The organism is Caulifigura coniformis, assembly GCF_007745175.1.
In the GTDB taxonomy this organism is placed as follows: domain Bacteria; phylum Planctomycetota; class Planctomycetia; order Planctomycetales; family Planctomycetaceae; genus Caulifigura; species Caulifigura coniformis.
This window is the reverse complement of record NZ_CP036271.1, coordinates 773,956-800,393: the sequence shown is the minus strand read 5'-3', so window position 1 is coordinate 800,393 and position 26,438 is coordinate 773,956. Positions and strand designations below refer to the sequence as shown.

20 protein-coding genes are annotated in these 26,438 nt (G+C 63.4%); 9 read left to right on the top strand and 11 right to left on the bottom strand.

Annotated features, from left to right (window positions below):
- Positions 1-4: 4 nt before the first annotated feature.
- From Pan44_RS03195 to Pan44_RS03180, 4 genes are all read left to right on the top strand, one after another.
- Entirely contained in the window at positions 5-370 is a 366-nt protein-coding gene (locus Pan44_RS03195) for a sirohydrochlorin chelatase (RefSeq protein ID WP_145027182.1), read from the top strand.
- An 87-nt stretch (positions 371-457) separates the two neighbouring features.
- Complete coding sequence (locus Pan44_RS03190) at positions 458-1,135, top strand: cupin domain-containing protein (protein ID WP_145027180.1); 678 nt, start codon at positions 458-460, stop codon at positions 1,133-1,135.
- 303 nt (positions 1,136-1,438) lie between these two features.
- On the top strand, positions 1,439-1,735 hold the full coding sequence (locus tag Pan44_RS03185) for a YgaP family membrane protein (RefSeq protein WP_197453799.1): 297 nt from the start codon (positions 1,439-1,441) through the stop codon (positions 1,733-1,735).
- 68 nt (positions 1,736-1,803) lie between these two features.
- Complete coding sequence (locus tag Pan44_RS03180; protein ID WP_145027176.1) at positions 1,804-2,295, top strand: YciE/YciF ferroxidase family protein; 492 nt, start codon at positions 1,804-1,806, stop codon at positions 2,293-2,295.
- Between the two features lie 78 nt (positions 2,296-2,373).
- On the opposite strand, the gene Pan44_RS03175 is transcribed toward Pan44_RS03180, so the two are convergent.
- Positions 2,374-2,724 (bottom strand): hypothetical protein, encoded by a 351-nt coding sequence (locus Pan44_RS03175; RefSeq protein ID WP_145027174.1) that lies wholly within the window; start codon positions 2,722-2,724, stop codon positions 2,374-2,376.
- A 133-nt stretch (positions 2,725-2,857) separates the two neighbouring features.
- A complete protein-coding gene (locus tag Pan44_RS03170) occupies positions 2,858-6,649 on the bottom strand; it encodes a hydantoinase B/oxoprolinase family protein (RefSeq protein ID WP_145027172.1) in 3,792 nt (1,263 codons plus the stop codon).
- A gap of 205 nt (positions 6,650-6,854) precedes the next feature.
- Here Pan44_RS03170 and Pan44_RS03165 point away from each other — a divergent pair, with 205 nt between their 5' ends.
- On the top strand, positions 6,855-7,268 hold the full coding sequence (locus tag Pan44_RS03165; RefSeq protein ID WP_145027170.1) for a hypothetical protein: 414 nt from the start codon (positions 6,855-6,857) through the stop codon (positions 7,266-7,268).
- Between the two features lie 63 nt (positions 7,269-7,331).
- On the opposite strand, the gene Pan44_RS03160 is transcribed toward Pan44_RS03165, so the two are convergent.
- The 3 genes from Pan44_RS03160 to Pan44_RS03150 all read right to left on the bottom strand — a co-directional run bounded on the left by Pan44_RS03160 (position 7,332) and on the right by Pan44_RS03150 (position 12,168).
- Positions 7,332-8,168: an amidohydrolase family protein gene (locus tag Pan44_RS03160; RefSeq protein ID WP_231754211.1), complete on the bottom strand. Its 837-nt coding sequence runs from the start codon at positions 8,166-8,168 to the stop codon at positions 7,332-7,334.
- Positions 8,169-8,278: 110 nt separating this feature from the next.
- Positions 8,279-10,126 (bottom strand): SHD1 domain-containing protein, encoded by a 1,848-nt coding sequence (locus Pan44_RS03155; RefSeq protein WP_197453798.1) that lies wholly within the window; start codon positions 10,124-10,126, stop codon positions 8,279-8,281.
- A 197-nt stretch (positions 10,127-10,323) separates the two neighbouring features.
- Positions 10,324-12,168 (bottom strand): SHD1 domain-containing protein, encoded by a 1,845-nt coding sequence (locus Pan44_RS03150; protein WP_145027165.1) that lies wholly within the window; start codon positions 12,166-12,168, stop codon positions 10,324-10,326.
- 160 nt (positions 12,169-12,328) lie between these two features.
- On the opposite strand from Pan44_RS03150, the gene Pan44_RS03145 reads away from it, so the two are divergent.
- Both Pan44_RS03145 and Pan44_RS03140 read left to right on the top strand, forming a co-directional pair.
- On the top strand, positions 12,329-12,508 hold the full coding sequence (locus Pan44_RS03145; RefSeq protein WP_145027163.1) for a CPXCG motif-containing cysteine-rich protein: 180 nt from the start codon (positions 12,329-12,331) through the stop codon (positions 12,506-12,508).
- 20 nt (positions 12,509-12,528) lie between these two features.
- Positions 12,529-13,359: a cyanophycinase gene (locus Pan44_RS03140; RefSeq protein ID WP_145027161.1), complete on the top strand. Its 831-nt coding sequence runs from the start codon at positions 12,529-12,531 to the stop codon at positions 13,357-13,359.
- Between the two features lie 126 nt (positions 13,360-13,485).
- Here the strand turns inward: Pan44_RS03140 and Pan44_RS03135 are convergent, their stop codons facing one another.
- The 6 genes from Pan44_RS03135 to Pan44_RS03110 form a co-directional block, all read right to left on the bottom strand.
- Positions 13,486-14,796 (bottom strand): PepSY-associated TM helix domain-containing protein, encoded by a 1,311-nt coding sequence (locus Pan44_RS03135; RefSeq protein ID WP_145027159.1) that lies wholly within the window; start codon positions 14,794-14,796, stop codon positions 13,486-13,488.
- Between the two features lie 2 nt (positions 14,797-14,798).
- Entirely contained in the window at positions 14,799-16,421 is a 1,623-nt protein-coding gene (locus Pan44_RS03130; protein WP_197453797.1) for an alpha/beta hydrolase-fold protein, read from the bottom strand.
- 103 nt (positions 16,422-16,524) lie between these two features.
- Entirely contained in the window at positions 16,525-17,538 is a 1,014-nt protein-coding gene (locus Pan44_RS03125; protein WP_231754210.1) for a DUF1559 domain-containing protein, read from the bottom strand.
- Between the two features lie 182 nt (positions 17,539-17,720).
- Positions 17,721-18,674 (bottom strand): alpha/beta hydrolase, encoded by a 954-nt coding sequence (locus tag Pan44_RS03120; RefSeq protein ID WP_145027150.1) that lies wholly within the window; start codon positions 18,672-18,674, stop codon positions 17,721-17,723.
- Between the two features lie 75 nt (positions 18,675-18,749).
- The gene (locus Pan44_RS03115) at positions 18,750-21,608 is read right to left on the bottom strand and encodes an FtsX-like permease family protein (RefSeq protein WP_145027148.1); all 2,859 of its coding nucleotides are present in this window, start codon (positions 21,606-21,608) and stop codon (positions 18,750-18,752) included.
- On the bottom strand, positions 21,605-22,393 hold the full coding sequence (locus tag Pan44_RS03110; RefSeq protein ID WP_231754209.1) for an ABC transporter ATP-binding protein: 789 nt from the start codon (positions 22,391-22,393) through the stop codon (positions 21,605-21,607). The genes Pan44_RS03115 and Pan44_RS03110 overlap by 4 nt, the downstream gene beginning before the upstream one ends.
- Before the next feature lie 293 nt (positions 22,394-22,686).
- On the opposite strand from Pan44_RS03110, the gene Pan44_RS03105 reads away from it, so the two are divergent.
- Positions 22,687-23,448: an ABC transporter ATP-binding protein gene (locus tag Pan44_RS03105; protein WP_145027144.1), complete on the top strand. Its 762-nt coding sequence runs from the start codon at positions 22,687-22,689 to the stop codon at positions 23,446-23,448.
- Entirely contained in the window at positions 23,442-26,246 is a 2,805-nt protein-coding gene (locus tag Pan44_RS03100; protein WP_231754208.1) for an ABC transporter permease, read from the top strand. Before Pan44_RS03105 ends, Pan44_RS03100 begins: the two co-directional genes overlap by 7 nt.
- The last annotated feature ends 192 nt before the right edge of the window (positions 26,247-26,438 follow it).

The following is a 26,438-nucleotide window of genomic DNA, read 5'->3' as shown; positions in this document are numbered from 1 at the left end:
TTTCATGTCCGCTGCCATTCTGCTGATTGCTCACGGAAGCCGTCGCCCGGCCGCCAATCAGGACCTGGTCCAACTGGCCGTCATGCTGCGGCCGAAAGTCCCGGGCAAGATCGTGGAGGTGGCCTACCTCGAGCTGGCCGAACCGACGATTCCCGAAGGTCTCGAAAAATGCCGCCAGTCAGGCGCCCGCGAGATCGACATGCTTCCATGGTTCCTGTCGGCCGGCAGTCACGTGACGGACGACCTGTCCCGCTTCCGGGATCAGTTCGCAAGCGAACATCCGGGGCTCACCGTCACGCTCCGCCCGCCGGTCGGCCTGCACCCGCTGATGACCGACATTCTCCTGGCCCGCCTCGGCGAGCGCCTTTGAATTCCAGCTCATCTGAAAAACCGGCATTCACAGCGTGCGAGGTCGAACGATAATGAAGGGCCGGCTTCCCAAGCGCACGGAGAAAGAATGATGCTGCGAAGAACCATTCAGGCAACCCTCCTGTCAGGAACGGCGCTCGGAGCGCTGCTCTCGATGACATTCACAGCGATCGGCGACGACCGCATTGAACGAGTATGGGCGACGGCCTCTCCCGTCCAGGTGTATGGCACAGCTCCGACCAACCGGACGGCCGGACAGGGTGCTCCCATCCAGCTGCACAACGACGCCAGTTCCGGCGGAGAAGTCTGGTTTCTGGTGGATGGTCAGGAGCGCTCACTGCAGCCGGGCGATACGCTCGATCTCGAAAGTGATCGCCCCCACCTGGTCGAATACAACACCGGCGGCGATGCGGGCGATGTGAGGTTCACCCTGTACCAGGGTCTCTACAAGTTCAAGGTCAGCTCTGGCGGCTGGGGTCTCTTCAAGTCGTCCGATCCGCCGATTGCCTCCCGGACGCCTGCCGCTCAAGTTCCCTCGCGCTCCCAGGGAGCATTCACGCCGCCGCTCCCTGCGATGGACCTGCGATCGCGCCGGACTGCCGGACGCACCGAGGCCGCTCCTCCGCCTGCGGCTCCGAAGGCCGGAGCCACTCCGGCCCCCCCATCCGCCGGGATCGGCCGCAGCCAGAATTCCGATAGCGGAGTCGCCACCCCCCCGGCGCCGGGCGTGATCCGTCAGCGGACGGCCGCGCCGAAGACACCCTGATCCGCCGGCGACCGGATTCCAGCGTCTGAAATCCGCCAGAGACCCACGGCCAACGCCTTGAATGTTCATCGTGCGAGCTGATCGCACAGAACACAGAAGGCGGCGAAAGCTGTGGGTTTCTTTGCGTTTTCGCGGTGTCGAAGGCTGCATCCACTCCGCGGGTTCACGAGCCGTTTGTGCATTGTCGCGAAAGTCGATCCATCTCTCCCCGCGCGGCATGCTGGTTGCCAGTGTTGTTACTTGAGTGGTGAAGCCCAGTGAATCATGGCCGCCCCCTGGGCGGTCCAAGGGACAGGTCTTGCGATGCACGCTCCTCCATTTGTTCCGCATGACAGGCAGGCCGGCGCCGCAGGCGCGACGTGTTCAACGGTGAACGTGTCGATGAATGAGCGACTGATTTCGCTCGGGACAGGCGGCGCGCTGCTCTTGAACAGCCTCATCGGCCCGAAGCGGTCCCGTCCGCTCTCATTCCTGGCCGCGGCCGGGCTTCTGTACAGGGGTCTGACCGGCCATTGCCATGCCTACGAAATGCTTGGCGTCGACTCTGCACAATGTGAGCGAGACCGGATGCAGGAGCGGCCCGAGGCCGAAGCGACCTGAGTTTCGGTCGTTCGCCCTTGCTCTTGCATTCCAGTTTCAAATGCAGAGAGAAGACGGAGAGAACAATCATGCCTGCAGAAAGCCTTCACGACGCCTTTGAAGAAGAACTGAAAGATGTGCTCAGCGCCGAAAAGCAGCTGCTCAAAGCGTTGCCGAAGATGGCGAAATCCGCCTCGAACGAAGACCTGAAGGCCGGCTTCGAAGAACATCTCGAACAGACAAAGGGGCACGTCGAACGACTCGAGAAGATCTTCGGAATGCTCGACAAGACGCCCCGCGCCAAGAAGTGCAAGGCGATGGAGGGATTGATCGAGGAAGGGTCGGAACTCATGGAAGAAGATGCTTCGCCGGAAGTGATGGACGCGATGCTGATCGCCGCGGCCCAGAAGGTGGAGCATTACGAGATCGCCACCTACGGCACGCTCGTCACCTGGGCGCGCCAGATCGAGATGGACGAGGCGGCCGACCTGCTCCAGGAAACTCTCGACGAAGAAAAGGAAACGGATTCGAAGCTGACCGGTCTCGCCGAATCGGGCATCAACGCCCACGCCGAAGCCTGAACGAAACCAAGTGTGTTCGGGGTTGGAGCGGCTTCTCAGCGTTGTGCAGAGCGCTGATGGTCGTTTTCAACCCCGCTTTTATTGCGCCGGCCGGGTTAACACCCAATCTTCGTCTTCTCCCTTCTGGCCCGGATGCGGTCGAAACCTGAGGCGCAGTTCCTCCGGTGAACTCGCGACAACTTCATAGCGGTCGATGTCCCACGGCTCGGGGCGGCCAGTCGCACGTATCAGGAGGATCTGCAGGTCGTTCCAGATTCGGCGCGCGGGGCTACCGCTGCTCGCCAGAACGATGACCTGATTCTCCTCGACCCACCAACGCCCGTTCGCAACGTTCGGCACCGACGCCCCGTCAACGAAGGACGTTCGGATCCAGCCGTCAGCCTGAAAGTCGATCAGACGTCGCGAGTCGGCCGTAGCATTGTGATTCACCGTGAACTTCCATCGCCCTACGACGCGCGGGTCGACAGGACGGCGAAATATCCAGAAGCCGGTCGTCACGAGTAGGAGCAGTGCGCCGACAATCAGGATTCGATTTCGGCGGCGCAGACGACGGCGTTCTGGCTCAGGCTGTTCCATACCCCCCGCCCCCTGGCGTCTCGATCGTCAGCCGGTCTCCCGGCTCGACGGTCGTCTGGATCGCGCCTCCGACGTCCGTCTCGACGTTCGATGACGCACGGGTCAACAGATTTCGGCCGATGGCGCCATCCCCTCCGCCATTCAGACCGAACGGCGAGAACTTCCCGCGCCGCTGGGCGAGAATCGACAGAGACAGCGGCGCCAGGAATTCGATCCGACGGACGATGCCCGCTCCACCGCGATGCTCGCCTGTTCCACCGCTTCCCTGGCGGATGCCGAATTCGTGCAACCGGATCGGGTACCGCCGCTCGATGATCTCGGCGTCCGTCAGCCGCGTATTCGTCATGTGCGTATGCACGGCGTCCGCGCCGTCGCTGTCCGCCGTCGCGCCGCTTCCGCCGCAAATCGTCTCGTAGTAGCCGAAGGTCGTGTTCCCGAAGGTCAGGTTGTTCATCGTTCCCTGGCTCGCAGCCGCGAGGCCGAGCGCGCCAAGGAGAACGTCAACCACCCGCTGGGAGGTCTCGACATTCCCCCCGACGATCGCCGCGCACTGCGACGGGTCATCATTGGCGGGTGGGCTGAGGAGACATTCCGGAAGGACAATCTCCACTGGCTCGAGGACGCCGTCGTTCAGCGGGATGTCTTCGTTGATCAGGCAGCGGTAGACATAGAGCACCGCTGCCCGCACGATCGCCCGGTTCGCGTTCAGGTTCGTTTTCAGCACTGGGCCCGTTCCGCTGAAATCGACCCGCGCCGACTCGCCAGTGATCGTGACGTTCACCGCGATGGGAGATCCGTCGTCGAGGTGGTCGATTCGCCGGTAATCGCCATCGGGCATCTTCGCGAGCGCGAGCCGCATCTTCTTCGATGCCGATTCGCGGATATGCCGCATGTAAGCGGAGACAATCGGCCAGCCTCGCTGGCCGATGAGATCCAGTAGCAGCGTTGCCCCGGCCTTGTTTGCGGCCGCCTGGGCGGCGATGTCCGCGAGGTTGTCGCCCACGTTTCTGGTGGGGTGAGCGCCGCTCAGTAGTAACGCCTTGAGATCGTCTTCGCGGGATGTCCCCTTGTCGACCAGTTTGAAGTTCCGGATCAGAACGCCTTCGTCGGCGAGCGTCTTCGAGAATGGCGGCATGCTTCCCGGGGCGATTCCACCGATCTCTGCATGATGCGCCCGGCTGGCCGTGAAGAACCGCAATTCGCCCGAGTCGGAATGGACCGGCGTCACGACGGTCACGTCCGGCAGGTGCGATCCTCCGCGATAGGGGTCGTTCGTGACGTACACATCGCCCGGCGCGAGATCGGGGTTATCGCTGATGATCCGACGCACCGTTTCGCCCATCGCCCCGAGGTGCACGGGGATATGCGGCGCGTTGACGATCAGCTGACCCGCGGCATCGAATACGGCGCAGCTGAAGTCGAGTCGCTCCTTCACATTCGTCGACACCGACGTCCGCTGCAGCGTCAGCCCCATCTGTTCCGCGATCGAAGCGAACTGGTTGTTGAACACCTCCAGCAGCACCGGATCGGCCGTCTCCAGGTCCGCCCGGCTGGCCTGCTCACCCACCGCTGCCCCGCGGACATCGTTGAGCAGAATCTCGCCCCGCGGCAGGATCTTCGCCTCGAATCCCTCTTCCACCCAGATCGTCGATGTCGGCTCGCAGAAGATCGCTGGACCGCGGAAGGTGTCCCCGGCATGGAGTTGCTCGCGGACGAACACCGGCACATCGGCCCAACCGCTTCCCGTCCAGGCGCGTGTCCGCTCTTTCGGTTCGATCTGCCGCGCAACGCTCTCCTGCTTCGGGAGGCCTTCCGATTTCCATCCGCCGACCGCTTCCACACGCAGCACGGACACCTCAATCGGCCGCCCCGGGCGCTTGTAGCCGTACAGCCGCTCGTGCTGCTTCTCGTACTCCACCGCCGGGTCTGCGCCGTCGATCCACGGCACGTTGATGACCGCTTCCACGCCCTTGTAGCGCAGGTCGAGCGTTCGCCGAGCCTGCACACGATCGGCCGGAATCCCTTCGGACACAATGTCGCTCACCAGCCTGGCCGAGAGTTCGGCGGCGGAGCCGGCGATCGCGTCGAGCGTCGACGCATTCAGTGGCTGTAGGACCGACTGCTCGGCATGCCGTCGCACATCGGCCACGCCCATTCCATAGGCGCTCAAGAGGCCTGCGAACGGATGCAGGAAGACCTGCTTCATCCGCAGTTCACGCGCCATCGCGCAGGCATGCAGTCCGCCAGCGCCGCCGAAACAGACGAGCGCGTACTCGGATGGGTCATAGCCCTTGGCGGTCGAGATGCGCCGGATCGCCCGGGCCATGTTCGCGTTGGCGACGTCGACAAATCCGGCCGCGACTTCCTCAGGTACCTTGTCTTTCCCGGCGGACCCCGCGTTGACCGCGGTGCACACATCCCCCAGCCGCTTCGCCACGGCGGCCGTGTCCAGCAGGAACGGGAACCGGTGCGGCAAGAGTCGCCCGAGCGACAGGTTGACGTCGGTCATCGTCAGCGGCCCGCTGCGGCCATAACAAGCGGGCCCAGGGTCGGCCCCGGCGCTCTCGGGGCCGACAACGAGCTTCACGCCGTCGAACCGGCAGATGCTGCCCCCGCCGGCGGCAACGGTCTCGACGGCAAGCGTCGGCACGGCCATCCGCACGCCGGCCTTCTGGGTTTCATATTCGTAGTCGAACTGGCCGTCGTAACGGGAGACGTCGGTGCTCGTCCCCCCCATGTCGAAGCCGATCGTTCGTGGAAACCCGGCCTGCTCGCCGACCCGTGCGTAGCCGATGACGCCTCCCGCCGGCCCGGAAAGAATGCTGTCTTTTCCAGAGAACTTCCCCGCCTCTACGAGACCTCCGGCCGATGTCATCAGCCTCAGCCGCGTCGTCTCGCCCAGGTCGCGCCGCAGCGAGGACACATACCGCCGCAGAATCGGATTCAGATAGGCATCGAGAACGGTGGTATCCCCGCGGCTCACCAGCTTGATCAGCGGCGACACCTGCGACGACACGCTGATCTCATCGAAGCCCGCCGCGCGCGCGGCTTCCTCCACCAGCTGCTCGTGTGCCGGGTTCAGATACGCATGCAGCAGGCAGATCGCCAGGGAATCGACGTTCGACCGCCGCAGCTCCTCAAACTGCTTCTTCAGCGTGTCCCGATTGGGGGCGACGAGCACTTTGCCGTCGGCGTCCAGTCGCTCGTCAATCTCGACGACCGTGCTGAAGAGTGGCTGCGGCTTCCTGATCGTCAGGTCGAACAGCCTCGGACGGTCCTGGTTGCCGATCAGGAGCACATCCTTGAAACCTTTGGTGACGACGAAGGCCACCCTGGCCCCCTTTCGCTCGAGCAGTGCGTTCGTCCCGCGCGTCGTCCCCAGCCGGACGTCGACTGGCGGGATGACGTCCTTTGGCGACAGCCCGAGCAGATAGCGGATGGCGACAATGGGCGCCTCGCTCCCGCAGCGCAGTTCGTACTGCATCCCGGCCTGGGGAGTCATCTCCGGGGGCGAGGCCACCTGCATCTCGCCGGTCGCCGAATCGAAGCCCGTCACCTCGACCGGATCGCCGCCGAACGAGGCCTTCCAGCCGATCCACAGCCCCTGCGGATCGCCGGCCTTGCCCGGGTCGATCCAGGACGTGGCACTGACCAGGCGTCCCACTCGTCCTTTGACGACTCCCGAGCTGAGCGTCTTGTGCGTCACGATTTCGCCATCGGGGCGACGGGCAATGCAATCGGTGAACGTGCCGCCAACATCAAGCCAGAACTGCCACATCGCCGGAAAGGCCTTCGTAAATCGTCAGAATGCAGAGGATCATCGTGCCGCCGGAGCGTCGGAGGCTATCCTGCGTTGGGAGCAGTGTCCCGAGCAGGCAGGCCGCCGGCAACGGTGCGGAGGCGCATGCCCTCAGTGGACCGGCGCACGAGCGCCGCCGAGCAGGGAAGTTCGTTCGAAACCACGCTCGCAGAATCAGCGAATCATGAGTGCGGTGTTCCAGGTCGCAGCCTCAATCTGGCTCGGTACGGTCAGCTATCTGATCGCTGCGGCCACCGCGTTTTACGACAATCCCGTCATTTTCATTCCCATTCAGATGGCGTTCGGAGCAGCCTTCAGCGCAATCGCAGTTCTCGTCATCGCCCCGATCGGGATCACACTTCGGATGCTGCCATTTCAACGACGACTCGCAGCGGGTTTCGGCTACGGCGCGATTGCAATCGTCTCTGGATTCCTGCTGATCGCCTTTTCCGGTTCCGACTGGCTGGCCACCAGGGTGAGTGTCGATGGCATTGTCGTTCGTGAACTGGAGCCGATCTCTGCCATCTCGGGCTGGGTGCTCGTCATGCTGGCCCCGTTTCTCGTGACCGCAGGGAGGTCCGAATCTCAGTTCTGGTAGCCCATTCAGAGATTCCTCATCAGAACTGTTGCCGTGTGTTCCGTGGTTCCCCAAGAGGCCCGGTCACACCCGAAGCCCGTAAAACTCCTGTGCCGTGCCCCCGAAAATCCGTTCCCGCTCGGGACCGCTCAGCCCGCCCAGCAGTTCGTCCATCGCCCCATAAACCTCTTCGTAGCTCCCTGCCAGTTCGCACACCGGCCAGTCCGTCCCGAACATCAGCCGTTCCGGACCGAAACACTCCAGGGCCACGTCGACATACGGTTTCAGGTCCGCGGCCTTCCAGTGCTGCCAGTCGGCCTCCGTGACCATCCCTGACAGCTTGCAGTACACGTTCGGCCGCTTCGCCGCCGCGCGGAAATGCGGCTCCCAGTCGGCCATCGAACGTGCCTTGATCTTCGGTTTCGCCAGGTGGTCGATCACCAGCGGCAGTTCGGGGCAGTGATCGGCCACCGTTGCCGCATGAGGCAGGTGCTCGATGAAGAAGAGCAGGTCGAACGGCACGCGGTGCTTCTCCAGCGTCTTCAGGCCCCGAAGCACTTCGGGCCGGACGATGAAATCGACGTCCGGTTCGTCATGCGTCACATGCCGGATGCCGCAGGCCTTCGGATGCTTCCGGAACTCGAGAAGCTGCTCCTCGCACTCCGGACTGGCCAGGTCGATCCAACCCACCACTCCCGCGATAAAGTCCTGCCCGTCCGCGAGGCCCAGCACCCAGCGGTTCTCCGCCAGATCGTGCTGCGTCTGCACGAAAACCGTCCGGTCGATTCCCGTCGCCTTCAAATGCGGCGCGAGATCAGCGGGAAGGTAGTCCCGGGAGATGGCCCGGTGGGACGGCTGTTCCAGCCACGCGGCCTGGAACATCCCGATCTTCCAGAAGTGCTGATGAGCATCAATGCGCACGAAACGATCCCGTTGCTGGCCGGCCGCGAAACCGCCCGATTCTACAAAGGCCGCCTCAAACCTGGATCATTCCGGGAGGGGGATGCCTCCCCTGGTTTCCGGGGAGGCCCTCAGAATCCCGCGACATTGCTCGTGCCGAGCGACGTTTTCCCCGGCTGCATCACGTAATGCGGGATTGAGACTTTCGAGAAGAAGTCGTAGTTCGGCTTGCTCGAATTGCGGATCGCGTCCTCGAGCGTTTCGTCCGCCTTCGGCCGCACGAGGAATGACGGCCCTGATCCGGACGATGACTGCCACGCCGTCTGGCCCCCTGCAACCAGTTCGACCTTCGACGTATATCGGGTGACATTGACGGAGCGCGTCTCGAGACCGGCCCCCAGCACCCGATACTGCTCCTCCTTGCTGGCGCTGGTGAGAGTCGCTTTCAGCGTGACCGGAGCGCCGGGCGTCGACTTGAGACCGGCGGCGGCCAGTTGTGTCTCGAGAGCCGATTTCACCTTTTCCTGCTCGGCCGCATCCGGCAGGCCGCTGACGTCGATGCTCACCGGCGTCCCCGGTTTGACGGCGAACAGCCCTGGCGACCCGAGGGCCTGTTTCAGCGCGGTCGTCGCCGCCGGATGGGGCAGGTCTGTCGAGACGAGCGCCCCCGCCTGCCCGGCCCGATCGGCCGCCAGCAGCGTGGCGCCTCCGTAGTTCGCCGCCCGTTCCGCTCCGACGTAGGTCCACAATGGCAGATGATTCTCCAGGTCGACCAGCGTCATCCCGACCAGCAGATGCGTGGGCGACGTCCAGAGAAAGGGGAGAGTCTGGACTGCCGTGACGCCAGAGATGATCTCGTCGCGATAGACCTCTCCCGTCGCCAGGTCCCAGGCGGTGATCGCGCTGGAGAACCCGGCCGCCAGCCGCTTCCCGTCCGGGCTGAACGCCAGCACCGCTCCATGCTTCAGCGTTGTCGGAAGGCTGGCGATCGTGTCACCGCTTTCCAGGTCCACGACGAGGAGCGAATCGGTAAGGATCGCAGCGTACTTTTTGTCAGGAGACAGGCAGGCCGAGTAAACCTTCTGGGCAGTGGTCAGCGCCTGGCCATCAGCAATGTTGAAGATCCCGCCCCGGTTGCCGTAGTTCGCAACGACGGCCCGCCCATTGACCCCCAGGAGGGCGACCTGGACCTTATTCTGGCTCTTCTCCGATTCCAGCGGACTAAACGCCTTCAGGCGTTCGATCTCCTTTCCAGCCGGCTTCCAGATCTCCAGGACCGAACCGGGCTGACCATGTTCGGCCTCTTCCCGCATCAGGAACTCTTCTCCATTCGGAGAGACATCCATCAGGGCATAGACCCCTTCGACGAGGATGGTTCCTTCCGTCTTGCCCGTTTCGAGGTTCACCCGTACCAGCCGGGTCTTCCCGGAATCGGCCCGACTGCGGGACACCGGCTCGATGTAGCCCAGAATGGCGAAGCCCTCTCCCGTGGCGATGTGGGTCAGCTTCTCCGCGAAATCGCGCTTGGGCGGGATCTGCGAAGACTTCGATTTGCGTTTCGCCTCCGGCTCGATCGCCGGCGCTTTCCATTCGGACGCGCCCGGCGCGGCGAGGAGCGTTGCCTCATCCCAGTTCACTGGTATGGATGCGGGTCCGGTCGGGTTCGATGCACGCGATTGTTCGGCGTCCTTCGCGGGCATGCGGCCACGTGACTTCGGCTCGAACGGGGACGCGTCGGGCTTCGCCTTGAACGGACTTTTGCTGTTGGTCCGTTCCTTGCGGATGTACGCGATGTCCGCGGAAGAGAGTTCCTTCAGCTGGATTTCGACGTTTTCCCCATTGGTCTGCCTCAGAGTGACGAGTCCGTTCACTTCACTGACGAACGTCGCCTCGATCTCGAACTTGTTGGTGGCGTCTTTCCACTTCCGCGGCTGTGGAGCCTGCGCGAACAACGAGCCGCCACTCACCGAAAGCGTCACGACGAAAGTGCATGCACCGCACACCAACAAACGCTGATTCCACCAGGACATCGTCTTCCCCCCGCGAAGAAACGAATCTGGGATGAGCCACAGTCAGCAGCCATGAGTGTATCGCGAAGAGAACCCTTGTGAATCATGTCCGGCGCGGGGACAGATCCAGACGGTGGGGCGGGGATTCCCAACAAGCCGGCGCCGGCCTACGGGGCCACCGAGTCCGCTCCCAGATGTCCCGCGCCTCCCGGCCGGAGCACATACTGCGGCAGCTTGACCTCGGAGAAGAAGCCATAGTTGGGCCGGCTCGATTTCGAAGCGGCGTCCTGGAGCGACTCGTTCCCGGTTGTCATCAGCGACAGCGCCCCACCCGTTCGGGATGCGTTCTGCCAGGCACTCTTGCCGTCGACCAGCATCTCGACCTTCGCAATGTACTCGGTCACCGTCACGCTCTCTGGAGCATCCAGAGTTCCCAGTCTCCGAAACACCCGCTGGCTGCTCGACGTTTCGACCGAGGCCTTCAAAACGATCGGGCCTCCTGTCACGGGTTTGAGACCCGCTGCGATCAGCCGTGATTCGAGTCCTGATTTCGCCCTGGCCTGCTCGCCGGCGTCTGGAATCGCACTGACGTCCACGCTGACCGACGTCCCGGGCCTCACAGCGAACAGGTTGCCCGACGCCAGAGCCTGCCTGGCCATGGCGACCGCAGCCGGGTGCGGGAGTGTTACCGCGGTCAGCACCGGAGTCTGCTGACCAAAGTGGGTGAGGACGAGAGTCGACGCTCCGTACGACAGGGAGTTGTCGACGCCGCTGTATCGCCACAGCGGCAGATGGTTCTCGAGGTCGAACAGGGTTTCGCCGACCAGAATGTGGTTGGGTGACGTCCAGGCAAAGCGTTCATTGCTGGCGGTCGCGCCACCCGGCAGAACTTCTTCCCTGTAGGTTTCGCCGGTGCTGAGATCCCAGACGGTGAGCGACAGGCCGCTCTGAGCCGCAAGCCGTTTGCCATCCGGACTGAACGCAACGACCCCGCCGGAACTCAGATTCACCGGAAGGCTCGCGAGCGTCTCTCCGCTGGCGAGGTCCACGATGAACAGCGAGTCGCCCAGGATGGCCGCGTATTTGCGATCGGGCGACAGGCACGCCCCATGAGCCTTGGGCGTTGTCGCGATCGGATTGCCGGTCTCGACATCGATGATTCCGGCCCGCTCTCCGTAGCTGGTGACGACCAGTCGTCCGTTCACTCCCAGCAGCGCCATTTCGACCTGCTGGAAGAACTGATCTCCGTCGACAAACGGCGCGAAGGCCTTCTTCCGTTCGACTGTTTTGCCGGCGGGCCGCCAGATCTCGAGATCCGTCGATTTCCCCGCATTCGGAGATTCCACCCGCATCACCAGTTCTTCACCGCTGGGAGAAACATCCATCAGCGAAAAGATGCCGTCCGTGATGATCGTTCCTTCGACCTTGCCCGATTCGAGATTCACGCGCACCAGGCGCGTCGTCCCTTTTTTCCCGAACGAATGCGGCTCTGGAAAGTTGTAGCCCGCAATCGCAAATCCCCGACCAGCGACAAAGTTCGTGAACTTCTCGAACACGAAATCCCGCGTGTTCGGCAGTCGCGAGGATTTCGCCTTCTTGACCACGGGGGGCTCAATCCTGATAGCGCCCCAGTTGTTCTTTGCAGGCAGTGAAAGCTCGGGCACACCCGCCCAGCGGATCGCGGCGGCAGTCGGCCCGGTCGCGGATTTCGCTTCTTCGTCCGGCGATACGCCGGGAATCGAGAGCGACACACCCGACTTCTCTTTGAGCACATACTGCACGTCGGCGGGTGAGAGCTGACTGATCGGGATCTCGACAACCTCACCGTCGGTCTGCTTCAGCGTGACCTTGCCTCCCTCGAAGCTGACATACGTCGCCTCGATCTCGAACTTGCCGGTCAGGTCCTTCCACTTGCGCGGCCCGACTGACTGAGCGAACAGCGACTCTCCGATCAACAGACAACCCACGGCCAGGGACAAAAGCCCTGCCCGATTCAGAATCGTGTGACCCATCACGTCCTCTGCGCACAAGAACGAACGAGAGCTGAAGCCTCCTGGTCGACCAGTGTACTACGGGCTCGACCCCTGGGAATCCTGTTCCCGAGCGACAGCTTTGACATCTCGACGACGCACTCGTGATGCTGTCCGGCGACAGGTCCAGCCCCGAAAGACCATGCAGGACGAAGCCTCCTATACGTGTGATTCCTGCGGCGAAGAGATCGTCGTGCCGATTGACGCTTCGGCCGGTGAGGATCAGGAATACGTCGAGGATTGTCCTGTCTGCTGCTGCCCGAACGTGATCCATGTGATGATCGATGACGACGGTGTTCGCGTGTGGGCCGAGCGGGAATGACGCACATCGGAGCGACAGCGATGACGCGAAGCGGAATCTGGGCGATGCTTCTGGGGCTCGCGATCCCGATCACAAGCCAGGCCGAAACAGCCATCGGCCCGCCGAAGGGAGCGCTGGTAATCGCCGGGGGCGGAGGAGACGGCAAGGACGGCGTGATCTCCACGCGGTTCATCGAACTGGCCGGCGGCCCCGAATCGCCGATCGTGGTGATCCCCACGGCTGGCGAGCAGGACGAATTTGATGACAAGTCGGGAGGCGCGCAGCTGCTCCGCTCCCGGGGAGCGAAGAACGTCACAGTGCTGCACACCCGCGACCGCGGAGTGGCCGACTCCGCCGAGTTTGTGAAGCCGCTTCAAACTGCCCGGGGCGTCTGGTTCGGTGGCGGCCGTCAGTGGCGCCTCGCGGACGCCTATCTCGGAACACGGACCCAAGCCGCTGTACTGGACGTGCTCACCCGCGGCGGCGTCGTGGGAGGAACCTCGGCCGGCGCGACGATCCAGGGTTCTTACCTCGTGCGGGGCGCGGTCGAAGGAAACCAGGTCATGATGTCGCCCGGGCACGAAGAAGGCTTCGCCCTCCTGAAGGATGTCGCGATTGACCAGCATGTCATTCGCCGCAAGCGAATTCCGGATCTCGCACCGGTCGTCGAAAAGCATCCGGAACTGCTCGGCCTCGGGGTCGATGAGAAGACCGCGATCGTCGTCCAGGGAGACCAGTTTGAAGTCATCGGCGAGAGCGACGTCGTCGTCACCGATCCACGCCGGCCACGGAGGGAGGGCGAAGACCCCTGGTACTTCCTGAAGCCCGGAGATCGGTTCGACCTCAAGTCTCGCGCAAAAATTGTGCCCTGATCGAACGTCTTCTCCAGGAGCTGGAGTTTCGTCATGTTGTGCCAACGCGGGCCCGTCGCCGCAGTGCAGGTGTCCCCTGACGCGAACGCCGTGAGCTCCACACGATCCGCCAGGTCGAAAACCGCGCTAATCCGCCGCTGCACGGACCTGCCGTCGTAACAGAATCCAGTCCAGGAGGGAGACGACAACGAACGACAGTCCGACCACCGGCATTGCGATACCGCACACAACGATCAGGGCCCATCCCCACCGGGGAAGATTGCCCGGAGAGGGCCGGCGGGGAAAACCGGATCGACCAGTGGGTCGGCGTTTCCACCACATCCAGACGCCGGTCAACGACAGCAAGAACAATCCAGCACTCGCGATCAGGGCCAGGATCTTCGTCGGCGTCCCCAGAATCTGCCCCATGTGGATCGAGACTGACCACACGCGCATCTGGAACATGAGAGGCAGGTCGCTCACCTGCAGGACGTCGATCAGCGTGCCGGTGAAGGGATCGATGCTCACCATCCGCAACGAGTTCTTGTCTTCATCCTGCATGAAGAACGCACGGTGCGCGATGTCCGGAGACGGCGGAAACCGATAAAGAATCGCGTCCCCGGGACGGCTGTGCTGGACGAATGTGCGGACGACGGTGTCGACGGAAACTCGCGACGCTCCTTCGGCGGGCGCCTGGCACTTCGGCGGCGGTCCCATCCATCGAGCGGGCCATTGGCCCAGCTTTTGCGCGGCCGTGTTCCAGGACGTTCCCCAGACCAGCGTGAAGAACAAGCCCGTGCCGGCGACCAGCAGGATCAACGGCGCCAGGTAGGCTCCGGTGACCGCATGCCAGTCTCGCAGGACCGCATAGAGCTTTCCACGAACCCGTGGCATCCAGACGCCGACGTTGCGTTTGCCTCGCGGCCACCACAGGAAGACTCCGGTCGCAATCAGGACCACCCCCCAGCTCGTCGCCAGTTCGGCGAGAATCCGCCCGGTGGAGCCCATCAACAGTGTCCGGTGCAGGTCGAGCACGATCTCGAAGAAGTCCTCATCTTCGAATCGCGACCCGAGCATCTTTCCGGTGTAGGGATCGATGTAGATCAGCAGGTGGCGCTCGTGTCCTGCCGCAGGCCCGGCACTGTCCACGTGCCCGACGAACTTGATCGACCGATCGGGTTCAGGATACGCCGCCAGCGCCTCGATCTCGTGAGCGCCCGACTGCTCACGTGCCATTTCGATCAACTGGTCATACGGAAGCCGTTCACCGCTTGGCGTCACGATTCTCAGGTCATGGTCGCGCCAGGCGGTCAACTCGGTCCGGAAGGCATAAAGCGCACCTGTGATCGCGAGAATCCAGACAATGGGGGCCGTGAAGAGCCCGCCATAGAAATGCCAGCGCCAGACGACGGGATACAATCGGGGCCCGGAGGCGGTTGTTGCAGTTGTCTCACTCACGTTCACTCTCGCTCATCGCGTCCGAGGAGAGCAATCAGCCCGTTGGCGAAGGTGTGTCGCCAGTAGACATAGCCGTGTCCGCCGGCGTACTCGGCGTATTGCACGTCGTAGCCTTTGGCCGTCAGTACGTCCCGAAGATGGCGGGTCATCGGAAGAATTCCGGCCGATCGCTGACTGACTTCGAATGTCCCCGCTTCCAGGTAGAACTTCACCGGCACGCGTGATCGACTCGCGAATTCGCGATTCAGCCACCCCGGTTCGCCGGCCTCCCGCCCGGGGCCCGAGCCCGGGGACCACCAGAAGGATCCCGACTGACACGACGCATTGCCGAACAGTTGTGGCAGTTCCAACGAATAGTACGCGGCTGCAAGTCCTCCATAGCTGGCCCCGGTCAGGACGGTGCGTGAAGCGTCGGCAGAAACTTTCTGCGAGGCGGCCCAGGGCATCAGCTCTTCCGACAGGAATGAGATGAACGCGCGGTTCGGCGGAAGCTCTGCGGAACGGGTCTGAGTGCTTGGATTTCCAATCAGGATCGCGGCTGTTGGTGGAATCTTCTTCGCCGCGATCAGTGCGTCCAGAACTGCCGGCACCTGCATTTCGTCGACACATTTCTCGCCATCGAAGCACACGACGAGCCCGTTCGCTGTGTCGCCGCGGGAGTCGTTCGGCCGGTAAAGAAAAATGTTCCTCTCGTTCCCCAAAACTGTGCTCGCAAGGCGATGCCGTGTGACCTCTCCCCGCGGAGCGTCCGCCGGCGGCGTCAGCCACTCGGCAGCCGGCGCGTCGCGGAGTTCGAGGAGAGATTCACCCGCGAAGACATCTTCAGCGCCGTCGGCGGCAAACGACTTCGGGTTCAACGGGTCCCGCTGGGCCGTCGCGAGGATCGCACGACGGCGAACCGTTGCCGACGCATCGAGTTCCGGCACGTCAGGGGCGAGCTTGTATCCGATCCGCGCCGAGGCCGGCACCTGATAACTGCGGTACCACACATCGGTCCGAGCGAGATGCGACATGTCATCGTGATCGTTGGAGGGCGCGCCAAAAAGTCTCACCCCTCGCTTCGCTCCGCGCCAAAGAAAGGTCACGAGCGCCGTTTCCTTGCCAAGGGACGGCAGTGCATCGCTGTACTCGACGATCGGCCCCCCTTCACGTCGGCGTTCCTGCCAGAATTCCTCGACGGCGCCGGGGTCATCCACACTCGAGGCAAGGCGCTGCAGGCGGGGACTTTCCAGTGAACTCGGAGGAGTGTGCTGGTCCTGCCTCGCCGTCAGGAGGTCAATCGAGATCTGAAACGACTGGTCATTCCGCCCGCTGACGTCGAGGCGATAAGGGACCAGCGCGCCGGCGACGAACATGAACTCCTGCTCGCTGGTGGAACCTCGAACCAATGTCCGAACCGGATTTCCCTCACGGTCGACCAGCCGGAGCGTGAGCCCGTCACCGCGAATCGTCCCCTTGACGTAGTCTCCTTCGCCCGCGTCGACGTCGAATGATGTCGGACGCGCATCGATCAGATTGCCTTGAACCCGGGACCCCACTTTCAACCGGTCGCCCGCATGCAGGTCGCCGGTCACGGCAAGGACGGAGACGAGAATCAGGCCGGACACCGCACTCAACCAGCTCATCGCAACTCCGAAACTCGTCGCCACGCCAGCATCCAGGAGGAACGAGGCCGCGACGCCCCATGAGCGACGTGACTCGTTCCCGACGAAGACGAACACGGGGGCGTTAGAACTCGCCCAGGACTTCGCCGCCGCTCCGAGTCCATGCTCCGCGATAGGTGGTTTTGTCGACCGAGTCGCCCAGGAATCGAACGCTGCCGTCCATAAACACAGCATGCGCTCCGCCGGTGTGCCAGCTTCGGGAGGCGGTGAGTTTTGTCGATCCGATGATGGCATCGGGCGATTTGCTGTTCGGGACGAGATAGCCGTTCATGATGCCCCCCTCGGGGACCGTGCTGCGGAGCCAGGTGGTTCCGCGTCCGCCATCCCAATGCGTGTGTGCTCCCGTGCCGGTGTCGACGTAGGCGTACACATCCGACACGCCGAATGCACGATACTTCCGGGGATCTGTGATCGGGTTTGTGTTGGGCGTGCGAATGCCATCGCCGCGACAGGTTTCAGCGAATGCGATCGTGTTCGACGTTCCATCCGTGCACCAGGCGATTCGGACACTCCCGCCGACCCAGAACAGGCCGTTCCCCGGATTGATCGGATGAGTCTGCGCCGGAGTGGTCAGCGTCCCGTCGCTCTGATTGCCCAGGTAGTTCGACCCTGAGTACATCACATTGTCGGTCTGGTTGGTGGTGAAGGGCGTCACCGAGGGAGCCGGGTCCGAGGGACACAGGAACATCGGAATCGGAGTCCTTGCAACAGGCCGCAGGGCTGCGGGCAGCGCCACCGACGCCGGGTGCCCCATCTGAATTCCGAAATCGACGAGATTCTGCAGGTTGGCCTGATCGCAATACGGCAGCAGCTTGCAGAGCGGGGAATGGTCGTTCGGATAACCGCTCAGTGTTCCGCCGCCGTTCGGCAACATTTCGTTGCAGGTGCTGATGTAGTTGTGCAGGGCGAGACCAATCTGCTTGAGATTGTTCTTGCACTGCGTCCGACGAGCCGCCTCGCGGGCCTGCTGAACGGCCGGTAGCAGCAGGGCGATCAGGATCGCGATGATCGCGATCACGACCAACAGTTCAATCAGCGTAAACGCGAGCCTTCTCGCAGCTGTCTTCAACTGGGCCACTTCAATTCTCCCGTCAGAGTGATGATTCATTTGATCCGGCGTGAAGCCGAGAGGTTTTGATCTGGTTTGATGACTTGACAATTTGCATGCCGAGGTCTTGGCCGCCCGCGTGATTCCGCGCCGCTGCGGACGGCGCGGCGGAATTCCCGCCGCTGTCGACCGCACCACACCCGCCCGCCTGGTCATTCCCGCTTCGGTCCGTCGCGAGTCTCCGAGGTCAGCGCGAATCGAAGACCGTGATTCAGCGCCACAGGCAGCACGGACCCGTGGTTCTCGCCGGGATACTCGTGAAACTCGACGCGCACTCCCCGGTCCGCAAGTTTCTGGAGGCGCATCGCCATGTCCTCAGTCGACCCGAAGCCGGTTGAGGCGGCCGTCGGCGCCAGACGGGCGGTCGGCCCCGAGTTCTTCTCCAGTTCGCCTGTCGTGACCCGCAGGCGAAGACGAACGGGAGACTGAGCACAGCGTTTCGCAAAGCGTTCCTCGGCCTTCTGCAACGCAAAGTCGTTCCACCACACGCTGGGGCTGGCGGCGATGTAAGAGTGGAATGCCTCCGGCCGGTTGAACATCGCATGCAGCACAAACAGGCCGCCGAACGAGTGTCCGAAGATCGCCTGGCGGGACCGATCGATCTGGACCCGAGACTCGACCAGCGGCTTCACTTCATTCTCGATGAAGTCGAGAAACTCGTCGGCGCCCCCGCTGGCGGGCCAGGGCGACCCGTCCGGCCGCCTGGGCAGCTTCCCGGCTTCGCCGGGAGTCGTGAGGTCGTACGTTCGACGACCGGGATCAAACGGGCCGTCGCCGGGGTAACCGATCCCGACAATCACGGCCGGTGTGATTCCGGTGGTCTGTCCGCGTCGCACCTGCAGCCGCTGCGCCTCGACAACCGTTCCGAAGCAGGAGTTGGCATCGAGCACGTAGAGCACGGGGAAGCCTGCCTCGGGCGGCTCTCCCTCGGGGGACGAGATCAGCAGGCGGTAGTCACGGCCGGCCTTTGATCTCAGGGCAAGGTCGTTGGTGCGAGGGAGCCGGTATTCCCCGTGGTCGGTGATTCGCGACGGTGTGTCGGCCTGGACGGCGGTGCCGATGGTGGCGACGACGAAGAGGGCGAAGGTGGGCGAATGGCGAATCATGAAATCTTCTTAAATGAGACAGAGTCTCAATGTCAACTCATACTGTCGAATAGCGGGTGTTTTGCCCTAAGGTCTCTATGTCGCAGACCTTCCGGCCTGTAACAGGTTGAGGGGCTCGGCACGTCCAGATGAAATTGCAGGCCACAAAGCGGCGAGAAAACAGACCAGGAAGCAAAGTCCGTAACCGGCCGCGAGCTGACGCCAGGGAATGGTGAACGGTGTCGCCACTCCCTCGAACCATGCGTTGCTGACGTAGCGCACGAGCCCCAGGCAGGTCCAACCCGTCAGGATTCCGAAGGCAAGGCTTAACAGGCTGGCCACCAGCGCCACCATCAGCGCCTCAGACATCACCAGCCGGCACAATCCCCAGCGAGTCAATCCGACGGCTCGCAAGATCCCAAACTCCCACCGCCGGGCCCGCACCGAAGCAGCAATCGTGTTGACCACGCCCAGTGAAACGACGAGGAGGGTGATCAGCGGCAGCCAGCCCATCGCCTGGATGGCGTCGCCGCCCCGTGCGCGCAGGCCGTCACGAACATCTCCGAGCAGCGTCACCTGGATCGGCTCGCCGCCGGGACCACCGCCCCGCCGCGCCGCTCCTCCCTCGGACGGGGCGGCGCCGGGACGGCCGCGTCCGGCACCGGTCGGTCGTTCTGTCCCCTCTCGCGGAAGACGAACTTCCGTCGTCGCGTAGGGCTTCAGGCGTTCTTCGAGGTGCGCCTTGGTGACTCCCGGTTCCGCGTTGAACCACAGAAATTCCGCTTCGGGCAGATCAAAGTCTTTCCGGACGAATTCGGGCGAGGCAAACACCAGGCCGCCGGTGCGAACCGATTGCTTGCGGAGGCCGGATGTCTTGGTGATCCAGTTCGATCCCGGCATCGAGATGACGCCGGCGATCGTGTAGTCGACAGGCTGCTCCTTGTTCCTGGGCGGAATCAGGCCGATCCGATCTCCGACTCCGAGTCCGGCGATCGATCGGAATGTCTCGGGCACGAGGCAATAGCGCCCCTGCTTGAGTTGCTCCAGTGCGTCCGCAGGGTTTCCCTCAATAAACTTCATGTCGAAGAGGGGGTGATTGCCGCCAAACGCCCGATGCGGGTCCACTCCGATCAGCGTGACGTTGTCCTGCCGCACGGCCGAATCGCGATCACCGCTCTTCAACGGATCGCCGACGAGCTTCGTCTGTTCGACCGCGATCGGGAGGAAGGAATCCGAAACGATTCCAGGTGTGGCTTTGACCTTTTCCAGCGACTCCGCCGGTAGCGCGGGCGAGAATTTCACAATGGTGTTGGGAGTCCAGCGGCCCGGCAGAAAGCCGCCGAGCATCGACCAGCCCCACACCTGCGTCGCGGTGTAAAGCCCGAGGCCGAGCATCAGCGACGCTGCAATTCCTGCAGACCGCCACATGTTGCTGCTCAGCTGTGTCCGGACGAGGTTTGTCTGCAGGCGCAGCAGCCTCGAAACGAACGGGCTGAAAACCGCCTCGACGGCGCTGACCACGAGTGGCGCGAGCAGGACGAACCCGGCCACGGTTGCGGGAACTCCCACCGCCAGAATCAGGACGAACCTCAGCGATTCGTCGATGGTCGGCAGGAACGTCAGCACCGGATTGATGGCGATCAGCAGGAAGCTGACGGCCGCGACGGCGATGTACCAATGCGACCGTCGAGGCGCGATCTGAACGGGCGCCATCGCTTCCAGAGGACTGATGCGCGTCGCCTTCCAGATCGGGAAGATCGAAGCCAGCAGCGCGCCCGCCAGCGAGCAGGCCCCAGTGAGCACGACGCTGGATCCACCGAGCGTGACTCCATGAGGAAACATCGCCGGCCTGGCTGCCGCGAGGCCTTTCAGCAGCAACCACCCGCCGACTAACCCGCCCACCCACCCCAATAGCGCGAGAGCCAACGCTTCCATAAGGACCAGCCTGGCCACCTGCGATCGCTTCAACCCCACGGCCCTCAGCACGGCCAACTGCCGGGCCCGCTCGTTCACCCCCATGCTCAGCGTCGTGAAGATGATGAACGCGGAAGCGAGAATCGACAGGGCCGTCACGAAATAGGCCTGCTTGCGCGCCGCCTGGGCCGCAAATCCGCCGGAAAGTTTCGCCTTGACGTCCTCGGGACGCAGCAACTCAGCTGCCGGGTTCGACGCCCCAACGGTGGATGCAAGTTGGTCGGCCTTGGCATCAGGCTTCAATCGGAGTTCGACCAGATTGAGCTTCGCCGGCGCGCCAGTCAGATCTTCAATCACATCGAGCGGGACATACGCTGCCAGCGAGGCCGGGCCACGGTTCGTGCCCCCCGGTGCGCCCCCCTTCGTCCGCGTCATTGCAAATTCGACTTCGTCAACCTGCTCGGTAATCCCGACGACCGTCAGCTTCAGGACGTCGCCGGGCTTTATCCGAAACTCGATCCCGTCTCCAGGCTTGAGAGCCAATGCTTCTGCGACGCCGCTGCTGACCACCGCTTCCTGAGTGGTTCCAGCGGCGAGCCAGCGGCCGTCGCTGAGCGGATAGCGGGGTTCGAGAGAACTGGTCCCGACGACCATCGGCCCCATCCGCCCCAGTCCCCGCCCTGGAGGAGAACCAGCCGCCTGCTGCGTTGCGATCTGATCCGCGGGCTTCGGCACTTCCGCCTTCCGGAACATCATCCGGAACTGCGCGACGGGATTCGCCGCGGCCACGACCGGATCATGTTCAAGCCGGGTCGTCAGTTCCGGCGACAGGGAGTCCTCGATGCTCCGGGGAACGACAAAGACGTCATAGTTCCCGACGAACTCCTCGGTCTGCTCATCGAAACGGGACGCGATGGTCTCGTAGGCCGACACGACCCACAGGACAACGCCGACGGCCGCCACCATCGCGAGGGCCGTAAGCGCCAGGCGCACTTTCTGATGCCGGGCTTGCGCAATAAACAGTTTCCAGGTGAGGTTCACCGCACGGCCTCCAGGGCCGGCGAGGCCACGATGTCCTGGTAGTGGCCGGCCAGCGCGTGCGCGTCCTGGAACTCGCTGGAACGGAAGTCCGCGCAGATCGCCCCGTCCTTCATGACGACGATTCGCTGTGCCCAGGCGGCGACGGCCGGTTCATGCGTGACCACGACGATCGCGCGTTTCTCTCGTTCGTTCAGTTCCTGGAGCAGCGTGCAGAGCGCCTTGCCGTTGATCGAATCGAGGCTGCCGGTGGGCTCATCGGCCATGATGATCGCCGGATCCGTGACGAGGGCACGGGCAATGGCCACGCGCTGCTGTTCACCGCCGCTCATGGCATCGGGCCGATGGTTTACTCGATGGCCCAGTCCGAGACGTTCAAGAAGTTCGGTCGCGCGTTTCTGGGCATCGTCGCCCGCCCGTCCCCCCTCGGCGAGGAGCGGGAGCATGACATTCTGAATTGCGGTGAGCGCCGAGATGAGGTTGAACTGCTGGAACACCAGACCGATGCGGCGGCGACGGAAGTCGGTGAGTCTCGCATCCGACAGATCGGAGATGGCCTGTCCTTCGACGAGGATCCGCCCGCCGTCGGTGCGGGTGAGGCCCGACATCACATGCAGCAGCGTGCTTTTTCCGGAGCCGCTTGCCCCCATCACGGCGACAAACTCACCCGGCGAAACACGCAGCGTGACATTCCGCAGGGCTTCCACAGTCGTTTCACCCTGACGAAATCGCTTCGTCACGCTCTCGACAACAAGCGGGGCCGTCGGCGACTCAGCAGGATCACGCATCGAGTTCCTCAAGTTCATCAACCAGGCGATGGGGAACTCGAAACCTTAGGTCTCGTCGCAACCCACTGCGAGGAGCGGACGGCGGACAATTTTTATGCGCCGGAGGCCATTCCGTAGCCAGTCGACGGTCGCCGGCCGCTCTCCAACAGGGCGAACAAGAATTGGCCGCCGCCGGCGGGAATTTGATCATCATGAAATCGACGGCCCGTGCGACGTCGCCGTTAGACTCGGCCGCTACTGTCGAGACCATTGTGACCTAGATGACGCGCCAGAGACCGACCACATCATCCGCGATGAGCACTCATCTCACGCCGCTGCAGGCGATCGATGTCGTCAAGCATTTCCGCCAGGGAAACACCTCGGTCGCCGCACTGCGGGGAATTCAACTGACGATTTCGGCTGGCGAATTCGTTGCCATCATGGGGGCCAGCGGCTCTGGAAAGAGCACGCTTCTCCACGCACTCGCCGGGCTGACCGACATTGATTCCGGACAAGTCCTCGTCGACGGGCAGGACCTGGCAAAGCTCTCCGACACGCGGCTGACGCACTTTCGCGGACGGCGGATCGGGCTCGTCTTTCAGGCGTTCAACCTCATCCCGAGCCTGTCGGCGGAAGACAACGTCCGCCTCCCTGCCACTCAGACTGCTGATCTGGACCAGCGCGTGGACCAGTTGCTGGAGCGACTGGGAATGAATTCAAGACGATCGCACAAGCCAGGCGCGTTGTCCGGAGGGGAACAACAGCGGATTGCCATCGCGCGGTCTTTGATCTGTGAGCCCGCGATTGTGCTCGCAGACGAGCCGACCGGAAGCCTGGACTCCGTCACTGGCCAGCAGATCTGCGAACTGCTGCATGAACTGTCGAGCCGCGACGGTCGAACGATCGCCATGGTGACGCATGAACCGCACGTCGCGATGTGGGCCGATCGGGTGGTCGTGCTCAAGGATGGTCGTGTGATCGGCGAATTCCGGCCCAGTGGGCGACACGATGCGCAGGAAGTGGCAGCTGGATACCAGGCCACCGTACGGAGCGCGCGGGAGCCGGTTGCATGCTGAGAGTCTTCCGCCTCGCACTCGCGTTTCTCGGCGAACACCGTGCGCGAGCGGTGCTGACCTCGCTGGCAATCGCTGCCGCGGTGGGTCTCGTCATCTGGGTCTCCAGCGGTTACGACGCGATTCTGAAAACTTACGACGAATATGCGAACCTCGCACTCGGTCGATATGAGCTGGCGGTGGCGCCGATCAAAGTGAACGACAACGCGACCGTGCCGTCCGAAGCGCTGAAGGAGTTGCGAAGCGACTCCGCGATCGCCTCTGCCGATCCGATGTGGGCGATCCATGCGAAGGTGAGATCGACAAAGCCTCCGAAAGCTTCGCTGTCCCAGGCCGCGAAACCACAAGAGCGTGGGCCACGGCCCGCGGACGTCGGGCTGGAAAGCGGGCCGGGGTCAGGTCCAGGCGCCCGCTTGCCCGAATCGCTCCTGCTTGCGACCGACTCCCCGGAGCCGCCTTTTGACATGCTGCGCGGCCAATGGATCAGTGGAGGGCTGGAAGCGGCAGTTCGTGCGGACGCGGCCGCCTATTGGGGAGTCGATGCTGGAGACTCGCTGGTCGTCGAGTGTCAGCGGACGACGCTCGAACTGCGAGTCGCGGGCATCGTCCAGGCGCCCACATTAATGGGGGCCGGCGCGTTCGCGATCCCGATTCTCAGTCCGAGTTCGGGAGAGTTGTTCGTCTCGACGAACACAGCCGAGAAGCTCACCGGCCAGTCGGCCGCGATCAGCCTCATCGGAGTCTCAATGAATCCGGAGGCGGACCTGACAAAGTTCCGGTTCGGATGGGCTCCTCGTCTGAGCCGATACTCCACGCCCGTGCAGTTCCAGGAAGCCTACGAGATTGAAGAGGCGCTTGATCAGGCGGCCGCGGCGCAGAATGTGAAGTTGCAGTCACTGGCCGCCACGGGCGTGGCCGTGTTGATTGCAGCTCTCGTCGCGATGAGCGCGCTGAACATGGGAGTGAATGAGCGGGTTCGCCAGTACGGTGTGCTGCGTGCAATCACCTTCACGCGCTGGCAGATCGGACTGCTTATTGCGATGGAAGGTCTGCTGCTCGGGGCCATCGGTTTCGTGGGGGGAGTCGCCGGTGGGTGGAGCATCCTCAAGGTCGTCGAGCGGGCTGCCTCCAGGAGGTTGTATCACGGCGCAGAACTGGGCGCGACGAGCCTGACGCTGGCCGCCGTCGCGGCGTTTGGCGGAACCTTCCTCGCATCTCTGGTTCCGGCATTCCGCGCGATGCGGGTGAGGCCTCTGGAGGCGATGGCGCCGATGCAGGCAGTCGCAGCCGGCAGGCCGCTCGCGCCCTGGCTGGCGATTCCTGGCATCGTACTGCTGGCAGTCAATCCGCTAATGACGTTCGTCTTTCCGCCAGACTTTGGAACGGGCGTCTCCGCGCGAATGACAGTTGGATTTGTCGCCATGGCGATCGGCGCCGTGCTGGTCGGACCACTCCTCGTGACGTCCGTCGATCAATGTCTCGGCCCCGTCATCGCAAAAATGTTTCGAATCGATCGAAAACTCCTGGCGAGTCAGCTGACAAGCCATCTGTGGAGGTCGACCGGGACAGCCATTTCGATGGCAGTGGGATTGGCCCTGTTCATTGGCATTCAGGTGTGGGGCTACACGATGCTGGAAGGCTTTGTGCCGGGATCGTGGGCGCCGGACGCGCTGATCTCCTTCCGCGGCCCCGGCCTGCCGCCCGAGCATGCCCAAGAGATCGGGGAATTCCCGGGAATCGATGGGCGACGATGCCTGCCCATTGTCGTGGAGCAGCCGCGCCTCCGCGATGACCTGACTCACAGCGCCACCAGGCCCTCCGTCACACGGCAGGACAACGTCGTCTTGCTGGGAATCGATCCCTTGAGGGCGTTCCTGTCCGACAACCCGCTTCTGGAACTGGAATGGGTCGAGGGGAATGCCGCCGACGCTGTGGCGAAGCTGAAGAATGGGCGGGGGTGCATTGTGCCGGATCATTTTCTGACCGAGACCGGGCTGAAGATCGGCGATTCATTCACGCTCGTCCCTCCTCAGGATCCCGAACGCTCGCCTGTCTACGAGATTGCCGGTGCGGTCCGACTGCCAGGTTGGCATTGGCAGACGAAGCTGACGGGATTTCGGCCGCGGACCCATCGAGCGGCCGCACTCGTCATCGCCGGTTACGACTCCGTCGCGCTGGATTTCGACCTCCCGGCGGCAACGCACGTCTGGTTCGATTACGACATGCCGAACGCAAACCCTGATCAGATCGCAACTGCGGCGCAGGGCCTCTACTCCCGGGTTCTGGGGCGCGATGTGGCCATTGACAGTGCCGCCGAAGGAGAGCCGGCGGTCCGCGTGATGCCCGTCGAGCGAATTCGCGACGTGCTGCGTGGCAACGCCACGCGCTGGATCTGGCTCATCAGCCAGGTGCCGCTGGTGGCGATACTGATCGCCGGACTGGGGTTGTTGAACGTCATGCTCGCGTCCGTCCGGGCGAGGCACTGGGAGTTTGGTGTCTTGCGGGCGATCGGAATCACGGGACCAACGCTCGTTCGCGCGGTCCTCGCGGAGGGTCTTCTGATCGGGTGCGTCGCAGCACTGTTGAGCCTGGTCTTCGGAATGCTGGCGGGCTGGTGTGGTTGTGGCATCGCTCAGTACACCAGCTTCTTCGGGGGACTTCATCCCGACCTGGTCGTGCCCTGGCGGCCCCTGCTTGTTGCCACCGGATTTCTCCTGATGCTCGCAACGACGGCCGCGGCGTGGCCTGCGTGGTCCGTGGGCCGGCGACGCACTCTCGACCTCCTGCAAATGCCTCAATGAGTCGTGCTGGATCCTTCAGAAGCGAACAATTCCTGGCCGCGCGCGGCAGTTCGACCGCCTCGAGTGAGATCGCGATCTCGTCGGCATCGTGGAATCCCTGGCGTTTCGCTCTCTCGCCGACGGAGGCACGCGGTTTGCGTTCAATTCCGCCGCGCTACGCGTGCGCGCGTTTCTATCCTCTTTAACTGTCGG

Excerpts from the sequence above, each read along its gene's own strand:
- Pan44_RS03195 (WP_145027182.1), top strand. The coding sequence starts at position 5 with ATGTCCGCTGCCATTCTGCTGATTGCTCACGGAAGCCGTCGCCCGGCC.
- Pan44_RS03190 (WP_145027180.1), top strand. The coding sequence starts at position 458 with ATGATGCTGCGAAGAACCATTCAGGCAACCCTCCTGTCAGGAACGGCG.
- Pan44_RS03185 (WP_197453799.1), top strand. The coding sequence starts at position 1,439 with ATGCACGCTCCTCCATTTGTTCCGCATGACAGGCAGGCCGGCGCCGCA.
- Pan44_RS03180 (WP_145027176.1), top strand. The coding sequence starts at position 1,804 with ATGCCTGCAGAAAGCCTTCACGACGCCTTTGAAGAAGAACTGAAAGAT.
- Pan44_RS03170 (WP_145027172.1), bottom strand. The coding sequence starts at position 6,649 with ATGTGGCAGTTCTGGCTTGATGTTGGCGGCACGTTCACCGATTGCATT.
- Pan44_RS03165 (WP_145027170.1), top strand. The coding sequence starts at position 6,855 with ATGAGTGCGGTGTTCCAGGTCGCAGCCTCAATCTGGCTCGGTACGGTC.
- Pan44_RS03150 (WP_145027165.1), bottom strand. The coding sequence starts at position 12,168 with ATGGGTCACACGATTCTGAATCGGGCAGGGCTTTTGTCCCTGGCCGTG.
- Pan44_RS03145 (WP_145027163.1), top strand. The coding sequence starts at position 12,329 with ATGCAGGACGAAGCCTCCTATACGTGTGATTCCTGCGGCGAAGAGATC.
- Pan44_RS03140 (WP_145027161.1), top strand. The coding sequence starts at position 12,529 with ATGACGCGAAGCGGAATCTGGGCGATGCTTCTGGGGCTCGCGATCCCG.
- Pan44_RS03130 (WP_197453797.1), bottom strand. The coding sequence starts at position 16,421 with ATGAGCTGGTTGAGTGCGGTGTCCGGCCTGATTCTCGTCTCCGTCCTT.
- Pan44_RS03120 (WP_145027150.1), bottom strand. The coding sequence starts at position 18,674 with ATGATTCGCCATTCGCCCACCTTCGCCCTCTTCGTCGTCGCCACCATC.
- Pan44_RS03110 (WP_231754209.1), bottom strand. The coding sequence starts at position 22,393 with ATGCGTGATCCTGCTGAGTCGCCGACGGCCCCGCTTGTTGTCGAGAGC.
- Pan44_RS03105 (WP_145027144.1), top strand. The coding sequence starts at position 22,687 with ATGAGCACTCATCTCACGCCGCTGCAGGCGATCGATGTCGTCAAGCAT.
- Pan44_RS03100 (WP_231754208.1), top strand. The coding sequence starts at position 23,442 with ATGCTGAGAGTCTTCCGCCTCGCACTCGCGTTTCTCGGCGAACACCGT.